Source organism: uncultured Mailhella sp., assembly GCF_947631555.1.
Taxonomy (GTDB): Bacteria; Desulfobacterota; Desulfovibrionia; order Desulfovibrionales; family Desulfovibrionaceae; genus Mailhella.
This window is the reverse complement of the sequence record NZ_CANRLT010000042.1, coordinates 1-21212: the sequence shown is the minus strand read 5'-3', so window position 1 is coordinate 21212 and position 21212 is coordinate 1. Positions and strand designations below refer to the sequence as shown.

25 protein-coding genes and 1 tRNA gene are annotated in these 21212 nt (G+C 58.1%); 16 read left to right on the top strand and 10 right to left on the bottom strand.

The features are described 5' to 3' along the window. Positions 1-110: 110 nt before the first annotated feature. Positions 111-662: a hypothetical protein gene (locus Q0Z94_RS07170; protein ID WP_298068331.1), complete on the bottom strand. Its 552-nt coding sequence runs from the start codon at positions 660-662 to the stop codon at positions 111-113. Between Q0Z94_RS07170 and Q0Z94_RS07165 the strand changes: the two genes are divergently transcribed. After that, positions 655-873 (top strand): hypothetical protein, encoded by a 219-nt coding sequence (locus tag Q0Z94_RS07165; protein WP_298068330.1) that lies wholly within the window; start codon positions 655-657, stop codon positions 871-873. The two genes, Q0Z94_RS07170 and Q0Z94_RS07165, sit on opposite strands and share 8 nt — an antisense overlap. 11 nt (positions 874-884) lie before the next feature. Here Q0Z94_RS07165 and Q0Z94_RS07160 read toward each other — a convergent pair whose 3' ends face one another. Together Q0Z94_RS07160 and Q0Z94_RS07155 are read right to left on the bottom strand one after the other, a co-directional pair. Beyond that, entirely contained in the window at positions 885-1256 is a 372-nt protein-coding gene (locus Q0Z94_RS07160; RefSeq protein ID WP_298068329.1) for a type II toxin-antitoxin system PemK/MazF family toxin, read from the bottom strand. Further along, positions 1217-1474, bottom strand: a complete 258-nt coding sequence (locus tag Q0Z94_RS07155) for an antitoxin (RefSeq protein WP_298068328.1) — start codon at positions 1472-1474, stop codon at positions 1217-1219. Before Q0Z94_RS07155 ends, Q0Z94_RS07160 begins: the two co-directional genes overlap by 40 nt. Before the next feature lie 126 nt (positions 1475-1600). Between Q0Z94_RS07155 and Q0Z94_RS07150 the strand changes: the two genes are divergently transcribed. Further along, positions 1601-2188, top strand: a complete 588-nt coding sequence (locus tag Q0Z94_RS07150; protein WP_298068327.1) for a hypothetical protein — start codon at positions 1601-1603, stop codon at positions 2186-2188. Between the two features lie 58 nt (positions 2189-2246). Here the strand turns inward: Q0Z94_RS07150 and Q0Z94_RS07145 are convergent, their stop codons facing one another. Next, on the bottom strand, positions 2247-2651 hold the full coding sequence (locus tag Q0Z94_RS07145) for a helix-turn-helix transcriptional regulator (protein WP_298068326.1): 405 nt from the start codon (positions 2649-2651) through the stop codon (positions 2247-2249). A 441-nt stretch (positions 2652-3092) separates the two neighbouring features. Between Q0Z94_RS07145 and Q0Z94_RS07140 the strand changes: the two genes are divergently transcribed. The 8 genes from Q0Z94_RS07140 to Q0Z94_RS07105 all read left to right on the top strand — a co-directional run bounded on the left by Q0Z94_RS07140 (position 3093) and on the right by Q0Z94_RS07105 (position 10060). Further along, positions 3093-4199 carry a glycosyltransferase family 92 protein gene (locus Q0Z94_RS07140; RefSeq protein ID WP_298068325.1) on the top strand — a complete coding sequence of 369 codons (1107 nt, stop codon included), beginning with the start codon at positions 3093-3095 and terminating at the stop codon, positions 4197-4199. A gap of 443 nt (positions 4200-4642) precedes the next feature. Then, positions 4643-6253, top strand: coding sequence for an MBL fold metallo-hydrolase (locus tag Q0Z94_RS07135; RefSeq protein WP_298068324.1), 1611 nt, complete (start codon positions 4643-4645; stop codon positions 6251-6253). Positions 6254-6268: 15 nt separating this feature from the next. Continuing rightward, positions 6269-7027, top strand: coding sequence for a 16S rRNA (guanine(966)-N(2))-methyltransferase RsmD (gene rsmD / locus Q0Z94_RS07130; RefSeq protein WP_366517585.1), 759 nt, complete (start codon positions 6269-6271; stop codon positions 7025-7027). Further along, positions 7009-7530 (top strand): pantetheine-phosphate adenylyltransferase, encoded by a 522-nt coding sequence (gene coaD, locus Q0Z94_RS07125; protein WP_298068322.1) that lies wholly within the window; start codon positions 7009-7011, stop codon positions 7528-7530. Before rsmD ends, coaD begins: the two co-directional genes overlap by 19 nt. Next, entirely contained in the window at positions 7527-8456 is a 930-nt protein-coding gene (gene miaA, locus Q0Z94_RS07120; RefSeq protein ID WP_298068321.1) for a tRNA (adenosine(37)-N6)-dimethylallyltransferase MiaA, read from the top strand. The genes coaD and miaA overlap by 4 nt, the downstream gene beginning before the upstream one ends. A gap of 82 nt (positions 8457-8538) precedes the next feature. Further along, the gene (locus Q0Z94_RS07115; RefSeq protein WP_298068320.1) at positions 8539-9111 is read left to right on the top strand and encodes a hypothetical protein; all 573 of its coding nucleotides are present in this window, start codon (positions 8539-8541) and stop codon (positions 9109-9111) included. Beyond that, positions 9111-9821, top strand: a complete 711-nt coding sequence (locus tag Q0Z94_RS07110; protein WP_298068319.1) for an HAD family phosphatase — start codon at positions 9111-9113, stop codon at positions 9819-9821. Before Q0Z94_RS07115 ends, Q0Z94_RS07110 begins: the two co-directional genes overlap by 1 nt. Positions 9822-9984: 163 nt before the next feature. Next, a tRNA-Phe gene (locus tag Q0Z94_RS07105) sits at positions 9985-10060 on the top strand. Positions 10061-10346: 286 nt separating this feature from the next. On the opposite strand, the gene ftsY is transcribed toward Q0Z94_RS07105, so the two are convergent. Both ftsY and Q0Z94_RS07095 read right to left on the bottom strand, forming a co-directional pair. Beyond that, on the bottom strand, positions 10347-11681 hold the full coding sequence (gene ftsY / locus Q0Z94_RS07100) for a signal recognition particle-docking protein FtsY (protein ID WP_298068318.1): 1335 nt from the start codon (positions 11679-11681) through the stop codon (positions 10347-10349). A gap of 15 nt (positions 11682-11696) precedes the next feature. Further along, complete coding sequence (locus Q0Z94_RS07095; RefSeq protein ID WP_298068317.1) at positions 11697-13859, bottom strand: LysM peptidoglycan-binding domain-containing protein; 2163 nt, start codon at positions 13857-13859, stop codon at positions 11697-11699. Positions 13860-13990: 131 nt separating this feature from the next. On the opposite strand from Q0Z94_RS07095, the gene Q0Z94_RS07090 reads away from it, so the two are divergent. Continuing rightward, complete coding sequence (locus Q0Z94_RS07090; RefSeq protein ID WP_298068316.1) at positions 13991-14752, top strand: RNA methyltransferase; 762 nt, start codon at positions 13991-13993, stop codon at positions 14750-14752. Positions 14753-15509: 757 nt separating this feature from the next. Next, on the top strand, positions 15510-15830 hold the full coding sequence (locus Q0Z94_RS07085) for a hypothetical protein (protein ID WP_298068315.1): 321 nt from the start codon (positions 15510-15512) through the stop codon (positions 15828-15830). Positions 15831-16078: 248 nt separating this feature from the next. Here the strand turns inward: Q0Z94_RS07085 and Q0Z94_RS07080 are convergent, their stop codons facing one another. Together Q0Z94_RS07080 and Q0Z94_RS07075 are read right to left on the bottom strand one after the other, a co-directional pair. Next, the gene (locus Q0Z94_RS07080) at positions 16079-16390 is read right to left on the bottom strand and encodes an addiction module antidote protein (RefSeq protein ID WP_298068314.1); all 312 of its coding nucleotides are present in this window, start codon (positions 16388-16390) and stop codon (positions 16079-16081) included. Next, positions 16383-16679, bottom strand: a complete 297-nt coding sequence (locus tag Q0Z94_RS07075; RefSeq protein WP_298068313.1) for a type II toxin-antitoxin system RelE/ParE family toxin — start codon at positions 16677-16679, stop codon at positions 16383-16385. Before Q0Z94_RS07075 ends, Q0Z94_RS07080 begins: the two co-directional genes overlap by 8 nt. Before the next feature lie 181 nt (positions 16680-16860). Here Q0Z94_RS07075 and Q0Z94_RS07070 point away from each other — a divergent pair, with 181 nt between their 5' ends. The 4 genes from Q0Z94_RS07070 (at position 16861) to Q0Z94_RS07060 (ending at position 17933) form a co-directional block, all read left to right on the top strand. Beyond that, positions 16861-17115, top strand: a complete 255-nt coding sequence (locus Q0Z94_RS07070; RefSeq protein WP_298068312.1) for a type II toxin-antitoxin system HicA family toxin — start codon at positions 16861-16863, stop codon at positions 17113-17115. After that, positions 17112-17447, top strand: a complete 336-nt coding sequence (locus Q0Z94_RS07065) for a type II toxin-antitoxin system HicB family antitoxin (RefSeq protein ID WP_298068311.1) — start codon at positions 17112-17114, stop codon at positions 17445-17447. Before Q0Z94_RS07070 ends, Q0Z94_RS07065 begins: the two co-directional genes overlap by 4 nt. A gap of 109 nt (positions 17448-17556) precedes the next feature. Beyond that, positions 17557-17712 (top strand): type II toxin-antitoxin system HicB family antitoxin, encoded by a 156-nt coding sequence (locus tag Q0Z94_RS11840; RefSeq protein WP_366517584.1) that lies wholly within the window; start codon positions 17557-17559, stop codon positions 17710-17712. After that, positions 17709-17933 carry a type II toxin-antitoxin system HicB family antitoxin gene (locus tag Q0Z94_RS07060; RefSeq protein ID WP_366517586.1) on the top strand — a complete coding sequence of 75 codons (225 nt, stop codon included), beginning with the start codon at positions 17709-17711 and terminating at the stop codon, positions 17931-17933. Before Q0Z94_RS11840 ends, Q0Z94_RS07060 begins: the two co-directional genes overlap by 4 nt. A 1189-nt stretch (positions 17934-19122) precedes the next feature. Here Q0Z94_RS07060 and Q0Z94_RS07055 read toward each other — a convergent pair. Both Q0Z94_RS07055 and Q0Z94_RS07050 read right to left on the bottom strand, forming a co-directional pair. Next, positions 19123-20499: a hypothetical protein gene (locus tag Q0Z94_RS07055; protein ID WP_298068310.1), complete on the bottom strand. Its 1377-nt coding sequence runs from the start codon at positions 20497-20499 to the stop codon at positions 19123-19125. Between the two features lie 16 nt (positions 20500-20515). Continuing rightward, a complete protein-coding gene (locus Q0Z94_RS07050; protein WP_298068309.1) occupies positions 20516-20905 on the bottom strand; it encodes a hypothetical protein in 390 nt (129 codons plus the stop codon). Positions 20906-21212 lie beyond the last annotated feature (307 nt).

Sequence of the window (21212 nt, the reverse complement as noted above, 5' to 3'; positions counted from 1 at the left end):
CCGCTGTTGCAGTCGGAAAGTCTACCATCTCAAATCACCACCATAAAGCATATCAATTCAAAATCATCAAGTCCCGACAATCCGCCAGAGAGGAATGTAGTCTGACCGCCTCAAAAGAAACTGTCAATATCACCCTCGTCCTTTGCATCAATGATTGACATGATGGAGTCCTCCAACAACTGAGAAGCCTTGCTCATGTTTTTGCCGTTATTCGTGGCTTTATTAAACTGCTCACACAGCGTTTTATCCGGTATGACCTTTCCACGAGACAGATGTCTCATTACATCGAGCGTGTCCTTCAGCTGCAAATGGTTTGTGATAACTTCGCCATTCATTCCGACATAGACCATATAAAACGGATGCATCCTGTTCTGATTTTGAATATTTATATGTTCATTTACATTCTTCAGCACAAAAATCACACCCGGCTTTTCGCCTTTTACAACAGCATGGATGCAAAACGGTGTATGGTCAATGTCTCCATGTTCCTTTTCTGCCCATGATATGATAGCAGGTTTGAATCCATTTTTCTGAATTTGCATAACTTGCTCTCTTGTCATATCATTAACAAGCAATAATGTAGCAAAGCCCTTCAGGGCGGGGTGGGGCTCTATCGGCCTGAAGGCCGAGGTCTCAAACCATAAAGAAAGTAAGATGAACAAATCAGTTCTGATTACCGCGATGCCAACTCCACCCACAGTGGAACAGGAAGACCGTGTTGTCTTGCGCGACTTGCAGGAACAGATAGAGGGCGAAGCGCACTTTGTCTTTTCCGGCCAGATTGTCCGGGGAGACATGTTCTACGCCAACCCTTCACGCAAAAAAGCTCAGCTGTGTGTGCCGCAGCTGCTGCAACTGGCACAGGCGGCGTAACAATGAAAAAACTAGCTGATAATGGTCGCCAGCTTGGCGAGAACTTCCTCCATGACGGTAGCCGGAACATGCTCAAGACATCTGCCGGAACGTGCCTGCAAGTCCAGAGCGCGGGGTTGATCGCAACGGATCACCCCGGTGGTGCGCGTGCCGCATCCGCTCAAGGAAACAGCAAAACCCGCTGTGCGTGCAAAGTTACCGCCGCTGGTAATGGGCAAGACCACAGGCACCCGTGTTACCTTGTTAAACGCATCAGGAGACACGACCAGCACCGGACGTGTCCCCTGCTGTTCATGTCCTGCTGTCGGGTCAAGACTCACCAGATAAATGTCGCCGCGCCGCATCAGATCAACTCCCCGCCCCTGGCCGGTGATGCCGTCCATGCGGCGTCTTCTCCAGAAAGCGGAGCGGAGGCGTCGCATTGGGCCAGCAATTCTTGCAGGCTGTACTTTTTGCTGACGGCCGGCTCAATGATCAGACGCCCGGATTCAACGGCCATGCTTACCGCTGACCCTGATTCCATTTGCAGCAGTTCCAGAATAGCTGGCGGCACGGCCAGCATCACTGACCCTCCGACTTTTCTCAAATTGCTCGTGTACATGATGCGCCTCCAAAAGTTATATTTTTGTATAACACATACTCTTCACAACAGCAAGCGGAGCGCATCAGCGCTCGCAAGGAGAACAGCTATGATAGAGGTACAATCCTTCATAGGCATGGCGTTGGCATGGAGTTGACGCTTTGTTTTTGTCTGAACACAAACTTCGCCCACGCCGAAACGCCCATGTCTGACCGGATAGCCGTGCAAGCCGGCGTCAAAACCGAGATCGCCAAAGATCTGTCCCAACTAGACGAGCCTCTGGAAACGCTCTCCGGCAGAACCTGTCTTGACGGCAGTCCGGCGGACGGTTTTCAGGGCGATATTGCGGAACTCTGGTCGAATCTCGAATGTCCGTACTGCGGCATTCAGGAACCGTTTCAGGCGCAGCGGGACAATCCCGCTCCGTGCATCGTTGTAAGGCATATTTCCTCGGATAACTGCGGACAGGCAGGACAGGGCACGGTTCTCCGCACCACAGGATTGAACGTCAATGAAGAAATCAGTTCCGATTACCGCGATGCCAACTCCGCCACAGCGGAACAGGAAGACCGTGTTGTCTTGCGCGACTTGCAGGAACAGATAGAGGGGAGAGGCGCACTTTGTCTTTTCCGGCCAGATTGTCCGGGGAGACATGTTCTACGCCACTCCCTCACTCAAAAAGGCGCAACTGAGAGTGCCGCAGTTGCTGCAACTGGTTCAAGAAGCGACGCATGAAGATGCCGCATAGAAAAACTGACCTGAAACAGAGCTATTTTCACTGCCAGATGTTTTTTCACAGAAACAGCTTGTACGGGACATGGAAGGCTTCGCTGATACGCTTGGCCATATTGACCGAACTGTTGCGCTTTCCGCTTTCCATGTCGGAAACCATGTTCTGGCTGATACCCAATCTTTCCGCCAGTTCAGCCTGCGTGATGTCTTCCTTGCCGCGTAGACCGCGCAACATCATTGCGGGATTCACGTCAGGAAAAACCTCATCAGCACTGACGGCTTCCTCACCATTGGCGCTCACGCGGCGTACCTTGTGCCCCGCCAAAGACAGGACACTCCTGATGACATCAGCCACCGCCCGTGCCTTACCTGTGGGAACAGTCAGCGAAATTACTTCCTGCCCTTCCTTGATCTCCAGCACTGCTTGTCCGGTTTCGCTTGGATGGAATCTTAATTCAGCCTGCATTGCCGTTCTCCTATTTGAATTGCCGGTAATTCACATTTTCATGCGTCCCGGTGTAGCGGATTTCAATGACCCGCACCGTATTGCTTATCACTTCCCACACTGCCACATACCGAGGTTTGCCCTTATTCAGATGGCAATGATGATATTCGCCTTTTTTGCTTACAATTATTGCTTGCGGGAAGCTCACGGGGTGGCCGGCAGCGAAGCTGCACGAGGTGTGCCCCGCATCAGTTGCATAATCCCTTAAAAAGGGATAGTTGTCTGTGTGTACATGTATCTCATCCCTATTCTGAGAAACGCGGACACGAAGGCAAAACACCGCACGCAGCCAGGTCAAGTGCTGCCGGGCACGCTCAAAACCAGCACGTTGTCTGGTATCTTCAACAAGGCAACTGTTTGCATATAAATTTTATGACGCCAAACCACATCCTGGGGGATTCGATGCGTTATCATGAGCCAAGCTCTTCAAGAAAAATGTTTGTCCGGCTTATTTCCGGATTCATTCCCTTTCGCCAGATGCGGCATAATTTACGGGATGGTTTTTTTTATCTTCCTTTCAGCTATTGCATGAAAGGTGCATTCAGATATTATTTTTATACTGCAACACACTCAAATTATTTAAATAAAAACTGTAAATATTATTTGAGTATTGTTGCATGTTGCAAAGATGAAGGCGCATATATAGAAGAATGGGTGGAATATTATCGTTTGCAGGGGGTAGATCATTTTTATCTTTACAATAATAATGGAACCGATAATTCCAAAGAAATTTTAAAAAAATATATAGATTCAGGCGTTATCACATGGATAGAATGGCCAGGCAAACAACAGCAACTTCCCATATATGAAAATGCCGTAGACACATTTAAATATGAAACGCGCTGGATGGCTATCGTTGATTTGGATGAATTTATCGTCCCCATGAACAAGCAGAAACTTTCTGATGTGCTTAAAACATTTGAGTATGCCAATCAGATCCTCATACCGTGGGTTATCTATGGGAGTTCCGGTCTTAAAAAGAAAACCGAAGGTCTTGTTATAGAGCGCTTTACAAAACATCAAAGAGGACTTTGGCCACAAAACAAGGCTATCATTAACCCACGTGCCACACTTTATCCCCATGTTCATTCCTCTCTTATTTTTGGAAAGACCATCAATTTCAGAAACGATGAAACGTATCCTCGCGTGGTGATAAATCACTATGTTACCAAGTCGGCAGAAGAATATGAAGCAAAAAAACAACGCGGAGATGCCTTTTTTAAAGTAAGTGCACATACGGATGGATATTTTAAAGTGCATGACAGAAATGATGTTGAAGATGGCGAACTCATGCGCGAATATGCGCTTGCCATAAAGAAAAGCATGAGAGAGAGAGAGAGAGAGAGAGAGAGAATAAGACTTGTTAATTCAGCAGGTTGCCGCTGCAGATGCCGGTTTGAAGCAAATCCGTCTTCCTCGAAGGCGTTCGGTGAAAGCCATCATACTTCTTCCATCAGGAGAAATCGGGATCCGCTGCCCATCAACAGCTTTTCTCCTGCAATGCTCTAAACTGATTGACGAAGTGCCTTCAATTATAAAGTTCACTCTATCTAGCATGTTACAGCTTGCAGGTGAGATTCCTTACCTGGCGTCTGTCAACTTGACGGGAAAGCCGTCAAAAAACACTCCCGTATCCTCTCGGGATAAGAAGCCTGACCTCGGAAGCTCCATCCTTCTCAGCCTTCTGGATGTATGACATTCTCTGAAAAGCCCTTGCAAGCGCGGCAGACCGGCATTCATACACCGCGATGAGAACGCCTTTCCCGAAAGTTCGTCCGGTGCGGAAAGCCGAGTCCTGCATCTTTTCAACGAGTTAAAAAATTAGTTTTATTTCCTATGGTTGAGACATGCTCCTCAGGGGGTGAAGGTGTCAGGAAGTCCGGCTTCTTGCGGCTCCCGATAAAAAATCCTATACTCAAATCCGCACTATTTTTTACAGGGAGCCAGAGCTTATGAATATCACTTTTCTGGGCGCGGCACAGACCGTCACCGGTTCGTGCTATGTGATCAGAACCGGCGATGTGCGCTTCGCCGTTGACTGTGGCATGGTTCAGGGCAACTCCGCCATCGAAGTGCGCAACTACGATACCGAAACCTACGACCCCGAGCATCTCGACTTCATCCTTCTCACCCATGCGCATATCGACCATTCCGGTCTTCTGCCCCGCATGGTGAAACACGGTTTTGCGGGCAACATTTACTGCACCGCTCCCACGGCCGACCTTGCGGCGCTCATGCTTGAAGACAGCGCCCACATTCAGGAAACGGAACAGGAATGGAAGTCCAGCCATAACCAGCGCAAAGGCCGCGAGGCCGACATCACGGACGAGGCCCTCTATCTCACGGAAGACGCACTGGCCACGGCGAAGCAGCTCCGGGCCGTCCCCTTCGGCGAAGCCTTTGAACCGGCTCCCGGCGTCCGCGTCACCTTCCGCTTTGCCGGACATATCCTTGGCGCGGCACTCCTGGACATCACTGTTACGGAAGACGGCAAAAGCACCCGTCTCGTCTTCTCCGGCGACCTCGGACGCCCGGGGGCACTGCTCCTTCCCGACGCCGAAACGCCGGAAACCCCTGACTGGCTCTTTGTGGAATCCACCTACGGCGACCGCAACCACAAGGGAGAAAACGACACTCTCGAAGAGCTGAGCGAAGCCATCGCCTACAGCTATCAGCACAAGGAAAAGGTACTCATCCCCGCCTTTGCCGTGGAGCGCACCCAGGAGATACTCTACAGCCTCATCCTGCTGCGCAAGCAGGGCCGCATTCCCGCGGACATGCCCGTTTATGTGGACAGCCCCATGGCGGCCAAGGCCACAAAAATCTTTGTGAAGTATGCCAGCCACCTGCGCGCTCCCGACCTTACCCTTGAAGATATCAACAAGCCTGAATACGCGGTGACGTACACCCAGACCGTCAAGGATTCTCAGGAGCTTAACCTCCGCAAAGGCCCGGCCATCATCCTTTCCGCCAGCGGCATGTGCAACGCCGGCCGTATCCGCCACCACCTCAAGCACAATATCTGGAAACCGGGCGTCAGCATCGTGTTCGTGGGCTATCAGGCCATGGGTACGCCCGGCAGAAAGCTCGTGGACGGCGCTAAAACCCTGCGGCTCTTCGGCGACGAACTGAATGTGGAAGCCAGGATCTTCACCATCAACGGCTTCTCTGCCCATGCCGGCCAAAGCCAGCTCCTGGACTGGATAGGCTCCATGGCACGCCCCGGCATGAACGTTGCTCTGATCCACGGCGAACCCAAGGCGCAAACGATCCTCGCCGGGCTGATCAAGGAGCGCTTCGGCATCACCCCCGTCATTCCGGAATATCTGGAAGAACTCTCCATCCAGCCCGGAACCCTTCCGGCGGTGCATCAGCCGCGCCCCGAAGCCTCCAGACCCCGCGTGGACTGGAATTTCCTCATGCAGGAAATGGACCAGCGCATGGCGCAGCTTCGCGACCGCATGGCTCACGCCTCGGATCTGCCCTGGGAAGAGCAGCTTGAGCTGCGGGACCGTCTGGCCGAGATCGAACACGACCTCTTTGTGTTCCTCTCGCATATGTAGCCCGTAACCAAGCGCATGAATCACAGCAAAGCGCCGGCTGCGGCGTCAGGAAGAAGCCTGGCAATAATGCGGCAAAGCCCTTCAGGGCTTTGCGTCCCGCGCCTGGGAGGGGAGGCAAACCCCTCCCAGGCTGCCGCCCCAAAGATACCCCGCCCTTCAGGGCGGGGCTCTATCGGCCTGAAGGCCGAGGTCTCAAACCATAAAGGAAGTCAGATGAGGATTATTGCCGGAGCCTGCCGCGGCCGTGTGCTGCATACCGTCTCCGGGCCGGGGTACCGCCCGGCCATGGGGAAGGTGCGGGAATCCCTTTTTTCCATGCTGGAAGCAAGGGGCGTCGTGTGGGGCGCGGTGCGCTTCCTTGATGTCTTCGCCGGAAGCGGCAGCCTCGGCTTTGAAGCGCTGAGCCGGGGTGCGGTCTGGGCGGATTTCATCGAAATGGATCACAAAGCCGCGGAGTGCCTGCGTAAGAATGCGGCAGCTCTGGACTTGACCGGACGCTGCGCCGTGCTTGAGGACGACGCCCTCCGCGTGGCGGCGCGGCGGCCTTCCGCCCCCTACCACATCATCTGTGTGGACCCGCCCTACGGCGCCGGTCTCTTCAAGCCCGTTCTGCGCAATCTCATGCGCCAGGGCTGGCTGGAGGATGAGGGCTTTCTTATTGCGGAAATCGAAAAAGGCCTGACCATCAACCCGGACGCGCAGTACGATCTCCGCCTCGAGGCCGAACGCCTGTACGGAAACACAAGGATTCTGGTATGGGTGAAAAACGCATAGCCGTCTACCCCGGAACGTTCGACCCGTTCACCAACGGGCATCAGTGCATTGTTCAGCGCGGGATGGAGCTGTTCGACGGCATCATCGTGGCCGTGGCGGAAGACTGCTCCAAAAAGACGCTCTTCTCTCTGGAAGAACGCGTGGACATTGTGCGCGAAATCTTCACCGGCATTCCGGAAGTGCGCGCCCTCCCCTTCTCCGGATTACTGGTGAACTTCGCCGCCGGGCATAACGCCAAAGCCATACTCCGCGGCCTGCGCGCCGTATCCGACTTCGACTACGAATTTCAGATGGCGCTTGTGAACCGCCAGCTCAACCCTGCCGTGCAGACCATCTTCCTCATGTCAGACCTGCGCTGGATGTATATCAGCTCCACCAACGTGCGCAACGTGGCCTCCCTGGGCGGTGACGTCAGCTCCCTGGTTCCCCCGCAGGTTCTGCGCCGTCTGCGCGATGCCTACCACCTCCCCGCGGACTGGCCGCATCCGGCAAGTGCGCAATGAGTCTTGATCTGCTCTGCCTCGCCGGACCAACGGGCTGCGGAAAGACCGCCGCCGCTCTGCATCTGGCCGCAGCTCTGGAAAAGCGGGGCCGGCCGGTCACGATCATCAATGCAGATTCCCGTCAGGTATACAGGGATTTTCCTGTCATTACCGCCCAGCCGGCTCCCGAAGAGCGCTCCGTCTGTCCGCACCTGCTCTACGGCTGGCTGGAAACAACGAAGAAGATTTCCGCCGGAGAATGGGCCGAAAAGGCGCGGCAAGCCATTGAAGAAAGCGCTGCGGCGGGCCGTCTGCCCATGCTCGTCGGGGGCACGGGCTTTTATCTTCGCGCCCTGCTGGACGGCATCGCCGACATCCCCGCTCCCGATCCGGACATCCGGCAGCGCATCCAGGAAGAATGCCTGGCGCTGGGTTCCCCTGCCCTCCACCGGCGGCTTCTCGAAGTCGACCCCGCATACGCCGCCAGAATCCACCCCCGCGACAGCCAGCGCAACATGCGCGCCCTTGAAGTCTGGGAAAGCACGGGCCGAACCTTCACCTGGTGGCACGAACGGACGCCCTCTCCCGCGCCCTGGCGTGTCCTGCGCCTGGGCATCGGGCTGCCCCTGCCGGAACTTGAGCCGTCGCTGAAACAACGCATCGCCGTCATGATGGAAACGGGAGCCGTGGAAGAAGCGCGGCAGGCCCTGAAGATCTGCCCCGATACAAGCGCCCCGGCCTGGACGGGCATCGGCTGCGCCGAAATCGCAGCCTTTCTCCTGGGACGGCTTTCCCGGGAAGAATGTCTGGAACGCTGGGCGCACAACACCCGCGCCTACGCCAAGAGGCAGTGGACCTGGTTCCGGGCGGACAAGCGCATTCTCTGGCACCGCCCAAAGTCGGACGCGGTGCTGTTCGAACGTGCCGCGGCCTTTCTCGGCCTCTGAACTCCCTGTCCGGCTTCCGGCGGCGGAAATCTTGACATTGCCGCCTGCCTGCGCCTACATGAAGGAAAGAGCGAGGTTCCCCATGACGAACGTACTCTATACCAAAGACGATCTGGAATTCTGCGTCAGCGATACCTTTGAAGGAATCTACCTCACCTCCCTGCTGGACAACATGCGGGAAAAGCTCGTCCACGGCGAATGGGACGACTATGATGAAGTGCACCACTGCTGCAGAATCATCCATGAATTCTCCCAGAGACCGGGACTGACCATCGACTACCATCTCCTGCGCCGCGCCGGAGAACAGCTCGGCATGGTCATGATGTCCCACGGCGACATTCCGGCCGATATCTACCGCTCGTCAGGGCTGAGCATTTCCGATCCCCTCGGCGAAGTCGTTCTGCTCAACTATTTCCACATAGCGCCGCAGGGCCGCGGCAACGGCACGTTCTGGCTGAAGGAGCTGCTCATGCCCATGTACGCGGCCAAGGGCTTCACGGCAATTTATCTGAAATCCAGCCACCACAAGGCCTTCCCCTTCTATGACCGCTTCGGGGCTGTGATCGGCAACTACACCTTCCCCAGCGATAACGGCGTATTCCAGCGCACGGGACGCATCTACCGCCTGCCTCTGGAAACCGGTCACGGAGCGTGATGGTGCCGGGTATCGTCTTCGACATGGATGGTGTCCTCATCGATTCTGAGCGGCTGGTTCTGCGCGCCTGGGAAGAAGTGGCGCGGGAGTGCGGCCTTCCCTGTCTCCGCGAGCTTTTTTATCAGTGCATCGGCGTCACGCATACGAGAACGGCGGAACTCTTCAACGCCTTCTGCGGCGGAAGCATGGAGTATGAGAACTTCCGCGGCCGCGTCCGCGAACGCTACCTGGACTTCATCAAGGACGGTGTTCCGATCAAGTCCGGGGCCGTGGAACTGCTCACCTGGCTGCGCGGGGAAGGCTGGCGCATTGGTCTGGCCAGCTCCTCTCGGGAAGCCAGTGTGTGCCGCGCCATGAACTCAACAGGACTCAGGCCGTTCTTCCACACTCTCATCTGCGGGGACATGCTTACGGCAAGCAAGCCCGAACCGGACATCTACCTGCGTGCCTGCACCGAGCTGGGGGTCAGCCCCGCCCGAACCTTCGCCGTGGAAGACTCCCTCAACGGGGTGCGTTCGGCCAGCCGGGCAGGCATGAAAACGCTGCTCGTGCCCGACCTCATCGAGCCGAACCGCGAAATGCGCGCCCTGGCACTGCGCATCTTCCCCGACCTCGGGGCGGTTCTTCATTGGCTCAAAGAGGCTGCTGAAGTAACGCTGCGCGCTTCGTCAGGAGTTCAAGAATTTTCCGGCACTGCAGAGAAGCAATAATGTAGCAAAGCCCTTCAGGGCGGGGTGGGGTTCTATCGGCCTAAAGGCCGAGGTCTCAAACCATAAAGGAAGTAAGATGACAGCCGCTCCGAAAAAAATCCCGAAAAGCTCAAACTAGCGCTTGCCAACGCTCCTTTCTTCCGATAAAAGAATGTGCTGTTGCGCCGAGGTAGCTCAGTTGGTAGAGCAGGGGACTGAAAATCCCCGTGTGGGCAGTTCAATCCTGTCCCTCGGCACCATGAGAGAATCGGGGATTGCAGCTAACTAGTTGCAATCCCTTATCTTTTTACCCAGTCCGAAACACCTGGAAACGGCTCGTGACACCTCGAATACCGGCACCCTTGCAAAGTGGGTCACATGGGGGGTCACACATGGATTGGGAAGTTTCCTCTCACAAGCTTCCACTCTCTGATATTCCGCCCCTCAGGGCAAGGGACGCCGGCCTGAAGACTCGTGAGAACAAAGCATAAAGGTGAAAAGATGAGACTGGTTCCCCCTCCCCTTCTGTGACCAGCGGCCCCTGGCTCAGTTCTCCCTGCCCAGCAGAGCGCGGGCAAAGGCTCGGGGATCGAAGGGGCGCAGGTCTTCCATCTTTTCGCCCAGGCCGATGAAGGTGATGGGCAGCTCAAACTGACTGGCCACAGCAAGGGCCACGCCGCCCTTGGCCGTACCATCGAGCTTGGTCAGGATGATTTCGTTTACCCCGCTGTTATCCTTGAATATTTTCGTCTGCTGCAGGGCATTCTGCCCCGTGGTGGCGTCGATGACGAGGATGGTGCGATGAGGGGCGCCCGGCAGCTTGCGGGCCACCACGCTGCGAATCTTGCGCAGTTCGTCCATGAGGTTGGACTTGGTATGCAGGCGGCCAGCGGTGTCGATGAACACCACGTCGTGGCCGCCCTTCAGGGCGATGTCCATGGCTTCGTAGGCCACGGCCGCGGGGTCGGCTCCCATGCCGCGGGAATGGAAGTCCGCACCGGTACGCTGCGCCCAGACTTCAAGCTGTTCCACGGCGGCGGCGCGGAAGGTGTCGGCGGCGGCGATGAGAACCTTCTTGCCCTGCATCCGGGCGCGGCAGGCCAATTTCGCGATGGTAGTGGTCTTGCCCACACCGTTCACGCCCACCATGAGGATGACTTCCGGCGGCGAGGTGACGGCGATGCGCTTCGGCGTGCGGAACACAGCCTCGACCTCTTCCTCCAGCACGGGCATGAGATCCTCAGGCGAGGTCACGCCCCGTTCACGGCAGCGCTCCTTCAGGCGGCGCACCAGGGCGAGCGAGGTTTCCGCTCCCATGTCGGCCATGATGAACAGCTCTTCCATTTCATCCCAGAAGCCCTGATCCAGCGCGGAATGGCCGGAGAGCAGCTCGGCCAGCCCCTGCCCGAAGCGGGCGCGGGTGCGGGCCAGGCCGTCCTGAAGCCGTGCGAACAGCCGGTCGCGTTCGTCCTCCTCGTCCTCCAGATCCAGCGCGAGAGCCAGCCGGTACTGAAGTTCGGAGCGAAAATCCTCGACATAGCGGTACTCCATGCGCTCAAGCCAGCCGCGGAACTCCTCCACAAAGGCGCGAGCCTCAGACTCGGGTGTCTCCAGCGCACGCAGCAGAAAGGCCAGACGCTGCCACAGAAGTCCGCCCGCCTCGTCCACGCCGTCCAGAACCACAGCCAGCCATGCGGAAAGCCTGGGTTCGGCCTGACGCAGGGCAAGGGCCAGTTTTTCATCTCCGGCCCCGGAAAACGCGGTTTCGGCAGGCGCAGCGGAAGGCGCGGACTCTGCGGTGGCAGGTGCGACACCGCCCCTGGAAGACGCCTTGACACCGCTCTGACCAAAGAGTTTCTTGACTGCGGAAAAGAATCCCATGCCGCGCTCCTCTCGTTACTTGCGGATGACTTTGACCGTATCGCCCGCCCGGACACGGGTGGACTGATCCATGCCGTTGAGGTTCAGAAGTTCCATGGGTTTCATGTTGAACTTGCGCGCGATGCTCCACAGCGTTTCACCGCTCTGGACGCGGTAGCTCTCAGTCTTGCCGGCGGGTTTAACGGAAGCGGAAGCCGCCGCGCCCTTTGGGGTAGCCGCGGGCCTCGCCGCCGCAGATTGGGCGGCGGTTCCGGCGCTTGCTGCTGGCCTCACCGCCGCAGTTCCCGCCTTGCCCGGAATGGCAAGCACCTGACCGGCGCGCAGATGTTCCAGGACTTCCGTTCCGCCGTTGGCCGCGGCCAGCGCGCTGAAGCTGACGCCGTAGTGTGCGGCGATGCCGTAGCCGGTTTCACCGCTCTGCACCGTGTGGCTTGCGGCCTTTTCCGCTGCGGGTTTAACGGAAGCGGAAGCCGCTGCGCCCTTTGGGGTAGCCGCGGGCCTGGCCGCCGGAGACGAGGCGGCGCTTCCGGCGCTTGCTGCTGGCCTCGCCGCCGCAGTTCCTGCCTTGCCCGGAATGGCAAGCACCTGACCGGCGCGCAGATGTTCCATGACTTCCGTTCCGCCGTTGGCCGCGGCCAGCGCGCTGAAGCTGACGCCGTAGTGTGCGGCGATGCCGTAACCGGTTTCACCGCTCTGCACCGTGTGGCTTACGGCTTTTTCCGGCACGGGAACACGGATGCGCTGGCCGGCCTTCAGCACCTTCAACGCCCCGGCCCCGCCGTTGAGGGCATAAAGTTCATCCACGCTCACGCCGCACTGTTGAGCGAGACCGGAAAGCGTGTCTCCGGGCTTGACCGTGTAACGGCCCTTTTCATCCACGGCCAGCGAAGAGACCGTACGGCCCGCCGTTCTCGCTGCCGTTCCGTTTCTGCGGGCCACAGGAAGGCTTAGCTCGGCGAGGGCGGCGGTGACGTGATCGTCTCCGGCAACGTAACTCTGCTGCGGGATGATAAGGGGGCGATCCGGCACGGAGCCTCGCTGGGCGGGCAGGCGCAGACGCCGCCCCGCTTTCACAACGCCCGGGTTCAGCTGCTTGACAACGGCTGCGGGTACACCGGTGGCGGAGGCCACGCCGGCCAGCGTCTGTTTCTTCTTCACGGTGTAGTAGGTCCAGCCCGCGCCGGAGAGCGTTCCGGCAAGGAGTGTGCGGGCCTCAGATTCCTTAGTGCGCGGGATGTACACCGTGGAACGGCGCCCAGCCGGGGAAATGGAGCGCAGAAAATGCGGATTATAGGCCAGAAATTCCGACCAGGACATGTTGAGACGGCGGCTCAGTTCCACAAGATCCGTGGCGGGCGGCGCTGTGAGCGCAACGCTGGGCAGAAGCACGGGCTTTCCAGGCTCGGGCGCGGCAGGCTCCAGCCCCAGAGCTTCGGGCTGGCTCATGATTTTGGCGATGGCCAGAAAGCGCGGCACATAGAGCACAGTTTCTTCCCGGAGCTGCAAGCTGGCATCCAGGCTGTCGTTTCTGCGGATGATCTCGTGCAGACTGTCCGCCCCGGCCGCGGCCCGGGCACGGCTGATCTTGCCCTCGCCGCCGTTATAGGAGGCCACGGCCAGATGCCAGTCCTTGAAAATATCATAAAGGCGGCCCAGGTATTCCGCAGCCGCTTCCGTGGAGCGGTAGGGATCCATGCGCTGATCTTCCCACCAGTCCTGGCGCAGTCCGTAGTTCCGGCCCGTGGAGGCGATGAACTGCCACATGCCCACGGCGTTGGAGCGCGACACGGCAAGGGGGTTGTAACCGCTCTCAAGGTAGGCGAGACAGGCCAGCTCCTCCGGCAACCCCTGCGAACGGAACACACTCCTCACATGGTTAATGTAGGGAATACTGTTGCGCAGAAATTTTTCCATGGTCTCGCGGCGCTCGTGCAGGTAGTGGGCGAAGTGGACGCGCACCTCCTCTTCCATGGCCGGGGACAGTCTTGAGTCCAGCTTGCTCTTTTTACTGAACACCGCCTCTTCACTATGGGACAATTCCTGAGGGACGTCTGCACCCTCCTCCATAGCTGCGACCAGCGGGCCTTCGCCGGGTTCCTCTTTGGCGCAGCCCGAAACAATGAGCAGCGCTGCCGCGCCCAAACAGAGCATTGTGCGGGTCAAGCCGCGTCCATCCATGCCGAAATCTCCATCCGCAGTCTTGCATCCCGGCTAAAAGCAGGATACGAGCGTTAACAGCGCTTGAGACTATCCCGATTTTCTGCCGTGTTCAATCTTTTTCTGCCCCCATCCCCAAGCCGGAGCGCGCCATGCCCTTTTGCGAAACTCAAGATGAAGCCATGCTGCCCGGGCTCAAGCCCGTCCTTGAACTTCTGGAACGCGATCCCCGGCTGGTGGACACGGTCTATGTGCGCAAGGGCCGCGCCACGCGGGAAAGCGCTCGGCTGCTCGACCTCTGCCGCGAGCGCGGGGTGCGTTTTTCCCTTGTGGGGGAAGAGGCGCTGGAACGCATGGCCGGGCACGGACACCAGGGCGTGGCCGCCCGCCTGCGCTCGGCGCACTTCCTCTTCTGGGAAGACTTTCTGACACAGGCCGCTGACGCGCCCCTGCCGCTCATCGTGGCCCTCGATCAGGTGCAGGATCCGGGCAACGTGGGCACGCTTGCCCGCACGCTCTTTGCCCTGGGGGCGGCCGGGCTGGTGCTGCCAAGGCACAACAGCGCCTTTCTCGGCCCCGGTGCCAGACGTTCTGCCGCCGGCGCTCTGGAGCGCCTGCCGCTCACGCAGGTGGTCAACCTCTCCCGTGCCGTGGCCGAGGCCGTGGACGCGGGATTTACCGCCTGTGCCGCACAGAAGACGGAAGACGCCCTCGACCCGCTGACGGCCAGTCTGCCGCTGCCCGCCCTGCTCGTTCTGGGAAGCGAGGAAAAAGGCATACGGCCTGGCGTACTCAAGCACTGCTCCTGCAGCCTGGGCATACCCTTTCTGCGGGACTTTGATTCCCTGAACGTGGCGCAGGCCGGGGCCATTCTGACTTCCTGCTTTGCCCGCACTCTGTGCCTGCGGGGGTGACAGGGAAAACGAAAACGGCAAGAACACAAAACCCTGCAGTTGCCACCGGTTAGAAGTTCGCAACCCGTGCCTGAACAGCCCTTACCCCGCTCCGGCGGCGTGACCATGTTTGCAGGCAGAGCCGGACAAACACGTGCGCTATCAGCTCGCTGACGCTCGCGCGACCTTCCCCGCTCCGGCGGTTGCGGCAGCGCGTTTGGAGCGACGGCCCGCGCCCTTTCCCCGCTCCGGCGGCGTGACCATGTTCGCCGGCAAAGCCGGACAAACACGTACGCTATCAGCTCGCTGACGTTCGCGCGACCTTACCCCGCTCCGGCGGTTAAGGAAAGGAACGGATTGCCCCTCCTGCCCAGCGAGCCGGCCACAAAGATGCTTGAGCGGACAAAGCCCGATTGCGCGCAGACTGCTCGCTATCAGCGGCGCACGCGCCGCGCCGGCTTACCCCGCTCCGGCGGTTAAGGTTAAAGGTCAGGGTAGTTAAAGGAAGAAAAGCTGGACGCTCTCCGGTTTTACAAAAATGGAAAATCACAAAAATTTCTCCAGACCACCTGCGGCTTCGTGCAGCGGAAAAAGCCGCAAAATCACCGCACGACAGGCAAACCGGCGCTCCTTCTTCCACCGCCGGTCAGGGTATGAATCTTTTTGACATTTTTGCGCGTTGGACTATAGTGAACGGCGAAGTCACCCCATGCGCACACGGCAGGATTTCAGCAGAAGGCTCGCCGGCCTTACGCAAGAGGCGCAATCGAGGCATAGTATGTTCCTTATTGCGGATTTTTTCGTCATGATGGCCGTTTCCCTGGCAGACCCGCTCCTTCTGGCCGGTGCGGTCATCGCCGGATGCGTGAGCTGGGATCACAGCGGCAGAGCCGCTCTCTCCGGTGCGGTCATAGGCATGGCGCTCACGGCTCTCGCCCACGCGCTGGCCATACAGGTACAATCCCCGTTCCCGCTCATGCACTATCCGGCAGGAATGCTGGCCGGCGTGATTCCGGCCCTGGCCGCTTGCAGGATCTGGCGGCGGCTCAGAAAGCGCTGGGAACCTGACGAGGGCGATTCCTCCGGCCCATACGCCTGACGGGGCACGTTCCCCTTCCCTTTCACGGTCACGGAACGCAACCGGACGCCGCCGGCCCTCTGGAAACATGCGGCGGGAAGGCGCTCACCTGCGCACTTCCGGCTCTGCGCTCTCCCATGCACCGCCCGGAATTCGCCCTGGCGGCGTGTTTCATGACGGCCATGCTGCCCCTGGTCTCCCGCCCCGGACTCTCAGAAGGCGGTATTCTTCCGGGCAGTATCTTCAACTACATACCCATACAGGTATTGTTACGCCGATTTTTCCAGCGGTGCTTTTTTCATCACGAGTGTGCAGCCGAGCGCTCTGGCGATTTTCCACAGGGTATGAAAGCCGGGATTACCTTTTGGGGACAGTGACTGATACAGGCTTTCTCTGGGGATACCGGTCTCCAAAGACAATTTCGTCATTCCCCGTGCGCGGGCAACCGTGTTCAGTGCTTGCAGAAAAGCCTCCGGGTCATTTTCGCTGATGACCTCATCGAGGTAGTTACGCATATCCTCTTCCGTCTGCAAGTAATCGGCCGCTTCAAACTTTGAAAGCTCAAGCAGAGACTTATCCATGAATTTGCTCCCATAGTTCCTGGGCGCACCTGATGTCCTCCTGCTGGGCGGATTTATCTCCTCCGCACAGAAGGATATACAGGCAGTTGCCCTGCCCGGCGTAGTACAAGCGATATCCGGGCCCATAATCGATGCGCATCTCCCAAATCGCGCCGCCAACATGTTTATGATCTCCGAAATTGCCCTGTTCGGCGCGTTCGATTCTGCGCGCAATCCTGACTTTTGCCTTGCTGTCCCTCAAGCCGGCCAGCCAGACTTTAAAAAGTTGTGTTGTCAGAATAGTATTCATGGGAATTATGTAATATATATGTTACAGGCTGTCAATGCCTGGCAGTCTTTTTTGAATCTGGTATTTCCACCCACAGCCGCCTGCGCTATCTGCTCGCTGACGCTCGCGCCGTCCGGCGGATAAGGAAGGATAGGGGAAAGACATCTGTTGACATAATATCAAAAAAAAATATCATGCCCTCATGAAAGCAAGCCATCTGAGAACGTTGCAGCTTCTTTTTCAGCGCCCGGTCTGCGGCAGTATCCGCTGGAGTGACATCGAGGCGCTGCTTGTGGCGCTGGGAGCGGAAATCACCGAGGCTGAGGGGCTGCGGCTCTGTGTCAGGCTTTTTGATGACCGGCGGGTGTTTCACCGGCCGCACCCTTCGCCGGATACAGACAAGGGCGCGGTGGTCAGCATCCGTAAATGGCTGGAAGAGAATGGAGTAAAGCCATGATGAATGTCATGAACTTTGAAGGCGGCTATCAGGCTGTCATCGCCTATGACCCCGAAATCGAGATGTTCCGGGGAGAATTTGTGGGACTGAACGGCGGTGCCGACTTTTATGCCAAGGATGCCGAATCCCTGCGGCGGGAGGGGCAGATTTCCCTTGAGGTCTTTCTCCGTATGTGTGCCGAAGACGGCGTGTCTCCCAGGAAGGGACAGGGAAAGTTCGCCTTGCGCCTGCCGCCGGAAGTGTATCAGAAGGCGGTTGTTGCGGCGGCTGCGGAAGGTAAGTCCCTCAATACCTTCATCACGAACGCCGTAAGAGAGGCGGTGGCACATTAATTTCAGCGGGATGGGAGTGTTTTGGAGCAGATCTTCTCCGCTTATGCATCTTTGCCGTCAAACGAACGGGAAACGTCGGTCGTAACCTCACACCACAAAGGAATTTTTGATGAAATATCCTGCGGTCATCCATACCGATAACGGCATTGATTACGGCGTGTTTCTGCCGGATATCCCCGGTGTTTTTCCGGCGGGCATTCCATTGAGGAATGTCTGGTCAACGTACAGGAGGCCGTCCAGATGGTGTGCTAGGCCAAAAAACTGACGGAGCTGCCCCCTCCCAGTCCTCTGGCCAAGGTTATGGACTCCGAAGCAGCGCAGGGCGGCTGGGTCATGCCGGCGGACATCGATCCGTCCTTCCTGAACGCCAAAGCCGTGCGCGTCAACCTGTCCATCCCGGAATACCTGCTGGTTCGCATCGACAAAAAAGCCCAGGCGAACGGCATGAGCCGTTCGGCCTACATGGTGCAGGCCGCTCTGGCCTGACCGCCCGGCTTACCGCACACCGCCTGCACGGCGGGAACAGCAAGCCGCGGCAGTGCGTCTCCGCCCCATTCTCCCAGCCCCAAAAAGCGCGGAGAGTGGTCTTGACCAGTCTGGCATCATCGTCTATCTTTTTTCCGAAGCGTTGAGTAAAGGAGTAAAGGGGAAGCAGACCCCGGCGCTAACCTGCCAGCGCTCCCGCATTCGCCCGCTCATGCAGCGGGCTTTTTTATGCCTGCCGCCAGGCCCCTGACGCCCGTCTTCCCCCATGCCAAAGCTCACCCGGGCGCGGGGTTCGGCGGACAGCTTCCCTTTCGGCTGAAAAAAGAGTTCCCGTTCCGTCATTGACGCCCAGCGTATCCCGCAGTATGTTCATCTTACTTCCTTTATGGTTTGAGACCTCGGCCTTTAGGCCGATAGAGCCCCACCCCGCCCTGAAGGGCGGGGTATCTTTGGGGCGGTAGCTTGGGAGGGGATGCAAACCCCTCCCAAGCGCAGGACGCAAAGCCCTGAAGGGCTTTGCTACATTATTGCTCACCAAGCCCCGGTTCGCTCGGGTTTCTGTCCTTGCCTCTTCTTTTGAAGGGCCGGCTGAATTGAGCGAACTGGGGTCTATGATTCTTGTCAGCTCATGGTCGTAAAAGCGCTTGCCGTTGCCGTCCTCCCGCAGAACAAATCCCACTGCATACTCCTGCCCGTCCGCATTAAGCCTGCCGGCAAAAAGAGGGGGCTTCATCCCTCTCTTTTTCCTTCCGCAGCGTCTTTCCCTGACGTTCGGGAACGTTGACAGCACCGCGCAGAACACCTAGAATGGCTCCTGAAATAGCGTCTGCTTGCTGCGTGGCCTCTCCTTTCGGAGACAAGCCTGATTCCAGTGCAGGCGCTATTTCCATATGTTCCGGCGAAAACGTTAGCGAGCAAGACAGAAAAGGCATCTTGCTTTTTCTCTCGAAAAAGCGCGAAAGGCAGCCGAACTTCCAGTTCGGCAAAGGCACCCTTCGACCACGTCTGACGGGAGCTTGCCTCGTGCAGCTTCGCTGCCTGACCTTCCCCGCTCCGGCGGCGTGACCATGTTTGCAGGCTATGTTCGGACAAACACGCCGCCTTCGCTATCTGCTCGCTACCGCTCGCTGCTCCGCAGGTTGAGGAAGGGAGAGCAAATCCTTGACCGCCGGACGGCGCGAGCGCGTGGCTATTCCTCCATCTCTTCCGCACTCTCCTGCTGCCTTTCCTGATACGGACTGTGGAAGAACTGCCTGCGGGCGGGGGTGTTCTGCTCCGGCGCGGCGGGAAGGCGCAGGGCCATGCGGCCCAGAGCGGCCCGAACGGTGCTTTCCGCCTCTTCCGCTGAGACGTTCAGCATCTTCCTGAAGGTGCGGCGCATCCCGTCGGAAATCTCCAGTCCGGCACTGTCCGCGCCGCCGTAGATCTCCAGGAACCACTGCCTGAACTTGCGGAACACGGCTTTCAGCTCCGGCACGGGCGCTTTGCCCTCCAGCAGGAAGCGCTCCCCGGCGCGGGCAAACGCTTCTTCCTGATCCGCGGTCAGCGGCTGGTCCGGCTTCGCGCCCACAAAATCCATCACCTCCTGCCAGAGTTTCCGGCTCCTTTCGCCGGCTCCTTCCCGCATGGCCGTTTCCTGAAGTTCGCGGCGGAAGATGTGGAAGAGTTCGTGCGGGGCACTGGTGACGTCCGCGGAGCGGAAGAACTCGATGAGCGCCCGCCCGTCTTCCCTCATGCCAAAGCTCACCCGGGCACGGGGAGCATACTTCTTCTCCTCAGTGAGATTGACGTCCGCAGCAGTCTGATGTATGTTCTGATCATATAGGCCATCCTGTTCAGGTTCAGAAATAACGTTCCGCTTTTGCGGACTTGGGTACGCCGGAGAGCCGCCGGCCTTCTGAGAGAACGGGATGGCCTGTATCTGTTTAAACCAGCGTTCCATTTTGTTGGGCGCATCGATAAAGCTCGTCCCAATAATAAAGCGCCGGCCCCGTTTTGTGTCTGTGAGATAACCGAGTACCGTATGCCATCCCTCTGCCTCTTTAAGTACAAAGGCCATGCCCGAAGATTTTCCCCTGCGGGAAGGAATGGTATATGCTTCCCCATTGACGACAACCTCTTCGATTTTTTCCCAACTATTAAATTCTGGATGATGGCTGCGAATATGATGGACGGCACTGCCTGACAGCTCCAAGGCGGTATCTTCAAGTCCAAGTTCACTGCGCCGGATATTCCCAAAAACATACATCGGCTTGTTTCCATATTGATCGACTTCAGCAAGAAAATCCCTCATCCTTGCGGCCTTGCTTCTGTATGTTGCCTGTTCCAGCCTCTGCCCCGCCCTAGTCTCCTCCTTCCCCGTGCTTTTCCCGGTCTGCATGTCCGCCCCTGCGGAACGGTTGTTCACCGGCGGCTGAAAGAGAACGGTTCCCGCTCCATCATTGACACCCAGCGTATCCCGCAGTATGTTCATCACCAAGCCCCGATTTGCACGCTCCCACTGTCCGCCCATACCTTCGGGTAACTCGGCGTGGTTGTGCAAATCGGGGTCTAGTATTTCTGTCATCTCATGGTCATAAAATCTATTCCCGTTCGCATCCTCCCGAACGACAAAGCCCACCACATATCCATGCGCCGGCACTGTTCGCGTCCTCTCGTGCCTTCTCCTGCCACTTGTGGATCACCCTGGCAATGTCCATCGCCTCTTCCGGCCCCTGGTACTTCAACGGGTCCTCCATCTGCCAGAGCGCGCCTGCGATGTGCCGGTCGAATACACCCCAGTTCAGCAGCTTGAGATGTTCGCCATGGCCCAACGCTTCAAGGTCACAGACAAGGCCGCCGAGATAATACCCCTTCAGCGCACCCTGCGCGGCTGCTACGCTCTTCCGTGAACCCGGCAAGTCACGCTGCGAGCCTGCAAGGATGGCCGGAAACGCTTCCCATTCCCGTCCTTTAAAACTCTCCGTGGCCAAATGAAAAAGCTCCATGCGCCTGGCATAGGAAAGCTGAAGGGCGCGCTTCTCCGCCAGCGCCTGGACATATCCCTGAGAACGCGCACAGTCGGGTAGCGAGCTGGAAAAAAGGCATCTTGCTTTTCCTGCCGGAAAAACGCTTAAGAGCGCCGAACTTCCAGTTCGGCGAAAGGCACCCTCCGGCCGCGTCTGACGGGAGCTCGCCTCGTGCAGCTTCGCTGCCCTCGGCCGCGCTCCGCGTGTCCTTTCTTCCGCTCCTCGCCCGCCTCCATGCCGGCTTTCCAGCCGGCGCGGGGTCGTCGCTCCA

Coding starts and splice junctions, on each gene's coding strand:
- Q0Z94_RS07160 (WP_298068329.1), bottom strand. CDS start 1,256: ATGGACGGCATCACCGGCCAGGGGCGGGGAGTTGATCTGATGCGGCGC.
- Q0Z94_RS07155 (WP_298068328.1), bottom strand. CDS start 1,474: ATGTACACGAGCAATTTGAGAAAAGTCGGAGGGTCAGTGATGCTGGCC.
- Q0Z94_RS07110 (WP_298068319.1), top strand. CDS start 9,111: ATGGTGCCGGGTATCGTCTTCGACATGGATGGTGTCCTCATCGATTCT.
- Q0Z94_RS07075 (WP_298068313.1), bottom strand. CDS start 16,679: ATGAATACTATTCTGACAACACAACTTTTTAAAGTCTGGCTGGCCGGC.
- rsmD (WP_366517585.1), top strand. CDS start 6,269: ATGAATCACAGCAAAGCGCCGGCTGCGGCGTCAGGAAGAAGCCTGGCA.
- Q0Z94_RS07135 (WP_298068324.1), top strand. CDS start 4,643: ATGAATATCACTTTTCTGGGCGCGGCACAGACCGTCACCGGTTCGTGC.
- Q0Z94_RS07070 (WP_298068312.1), top strand. CDS start 16,861: ATGAAAGCAAGCCATCTGAGAACGTTGCAGCTTCTTTTTCAGCGCCCG.
- miaA (WP_298068321.1), top strand. CDS start 7,527: ATGAGTCTTGATCTGCTCTGCCTCGCCGGACCAACGGGCTGCGGAAAG.
- Q0Z94_RS07055 (WP_298068310.1), bottom strand. CDS start 20,499: ATGACAGAAATACTAGACCCCGATTTGCACAACCACGCCGAGTTACCC.
- Q0Z94_RS07150 (WP_298068327.1), top strand. CDS start 1,601: ATGGAGTTGACGCTTTGTTTTTGTCTGAACACAAACTTCGCCCACGCC.
- ftsY (WP_298068318.1), bottom strand. CDS start 11,681: ATGGGATTCTTTTCCGCAGTCAAGAAACTCTTTGGTCAGAGCGGTGTC.
- Q0Z94_RS07140 (WP_298068325.1), top strand. CDS start 3,093: ATGCGTTATCATGAGCCAAGCTCTTCAAGAAAAATGTTTGTCCGGCTT.
- Q0Z94_RS07065 (WP_298068311.1), top strand. CDS start 17,112: ATGATGAATGTCATGAACTTTGAAGGCGGCTATCAGGCTGTCATCGCC.
- Q0Z94_RS07145 (WP_298068326.1), bottom strand. CDS start 2,651: ATGCAGGCTGAATTAAGATTCCATCCAAGCGAAACCGGACAAGCAGTG.
- Q0Z94_RS07085 (WP_298068315.1), top strand. CDS start 15,510: ATGTTCCTTATTGCGGATTTTTTCGTCATGATGGCCGTTTCCCTGGCA.
- Q0Z94_RS07095 (WP_298068317.1), bottom strand. CDS start 13,859: ATGGATGGACGCGGCTTGACCCGCACAATGCTCTGTTTGGGCGCGGCA.
- Q0Z94_RS11840 (WP_366517584.1), top strand. CDS start 17,557: ATGAAATATCCTGCGGTCATCCATACCGATAACGGCATTGATTACGGC.
- Q0Z94_RS07090 (WP_298068316.1), top strand. CDS start 13,991: ATGCCCTTTTGCGAAACTCAAGATGAAGCCATGCTGCCCGGGCTCAAG.
- Q0Z94_RS07080 (WP_298068314.1), bottom strand. CDS start 16,390: ATGGATAAGTCTCTGCTTGAGCTTTCAAAGTTTGAAGCGGCCGATTAC.
- Q0Z94_RS07165 (WP_298068330.1), top strand. CDS start 655: ATGAACAAATCAGTTCTGATTACCGCGATGCCAACTCCACCCACAGTG.
- Q0Z94_RS07115 (WP_298068320.1), top strand. CDS start 8,539: ATGACGAACGTACTCTATACCAAAGACGATCTGGAATTCTGCGTCAGC.
- coaD (WP_298068322.1), top strand. CDS start 7,009: ATGGGTGAAAAACGCATAGCCGTCTACCCCGGAACGTTCGACCCGTTC.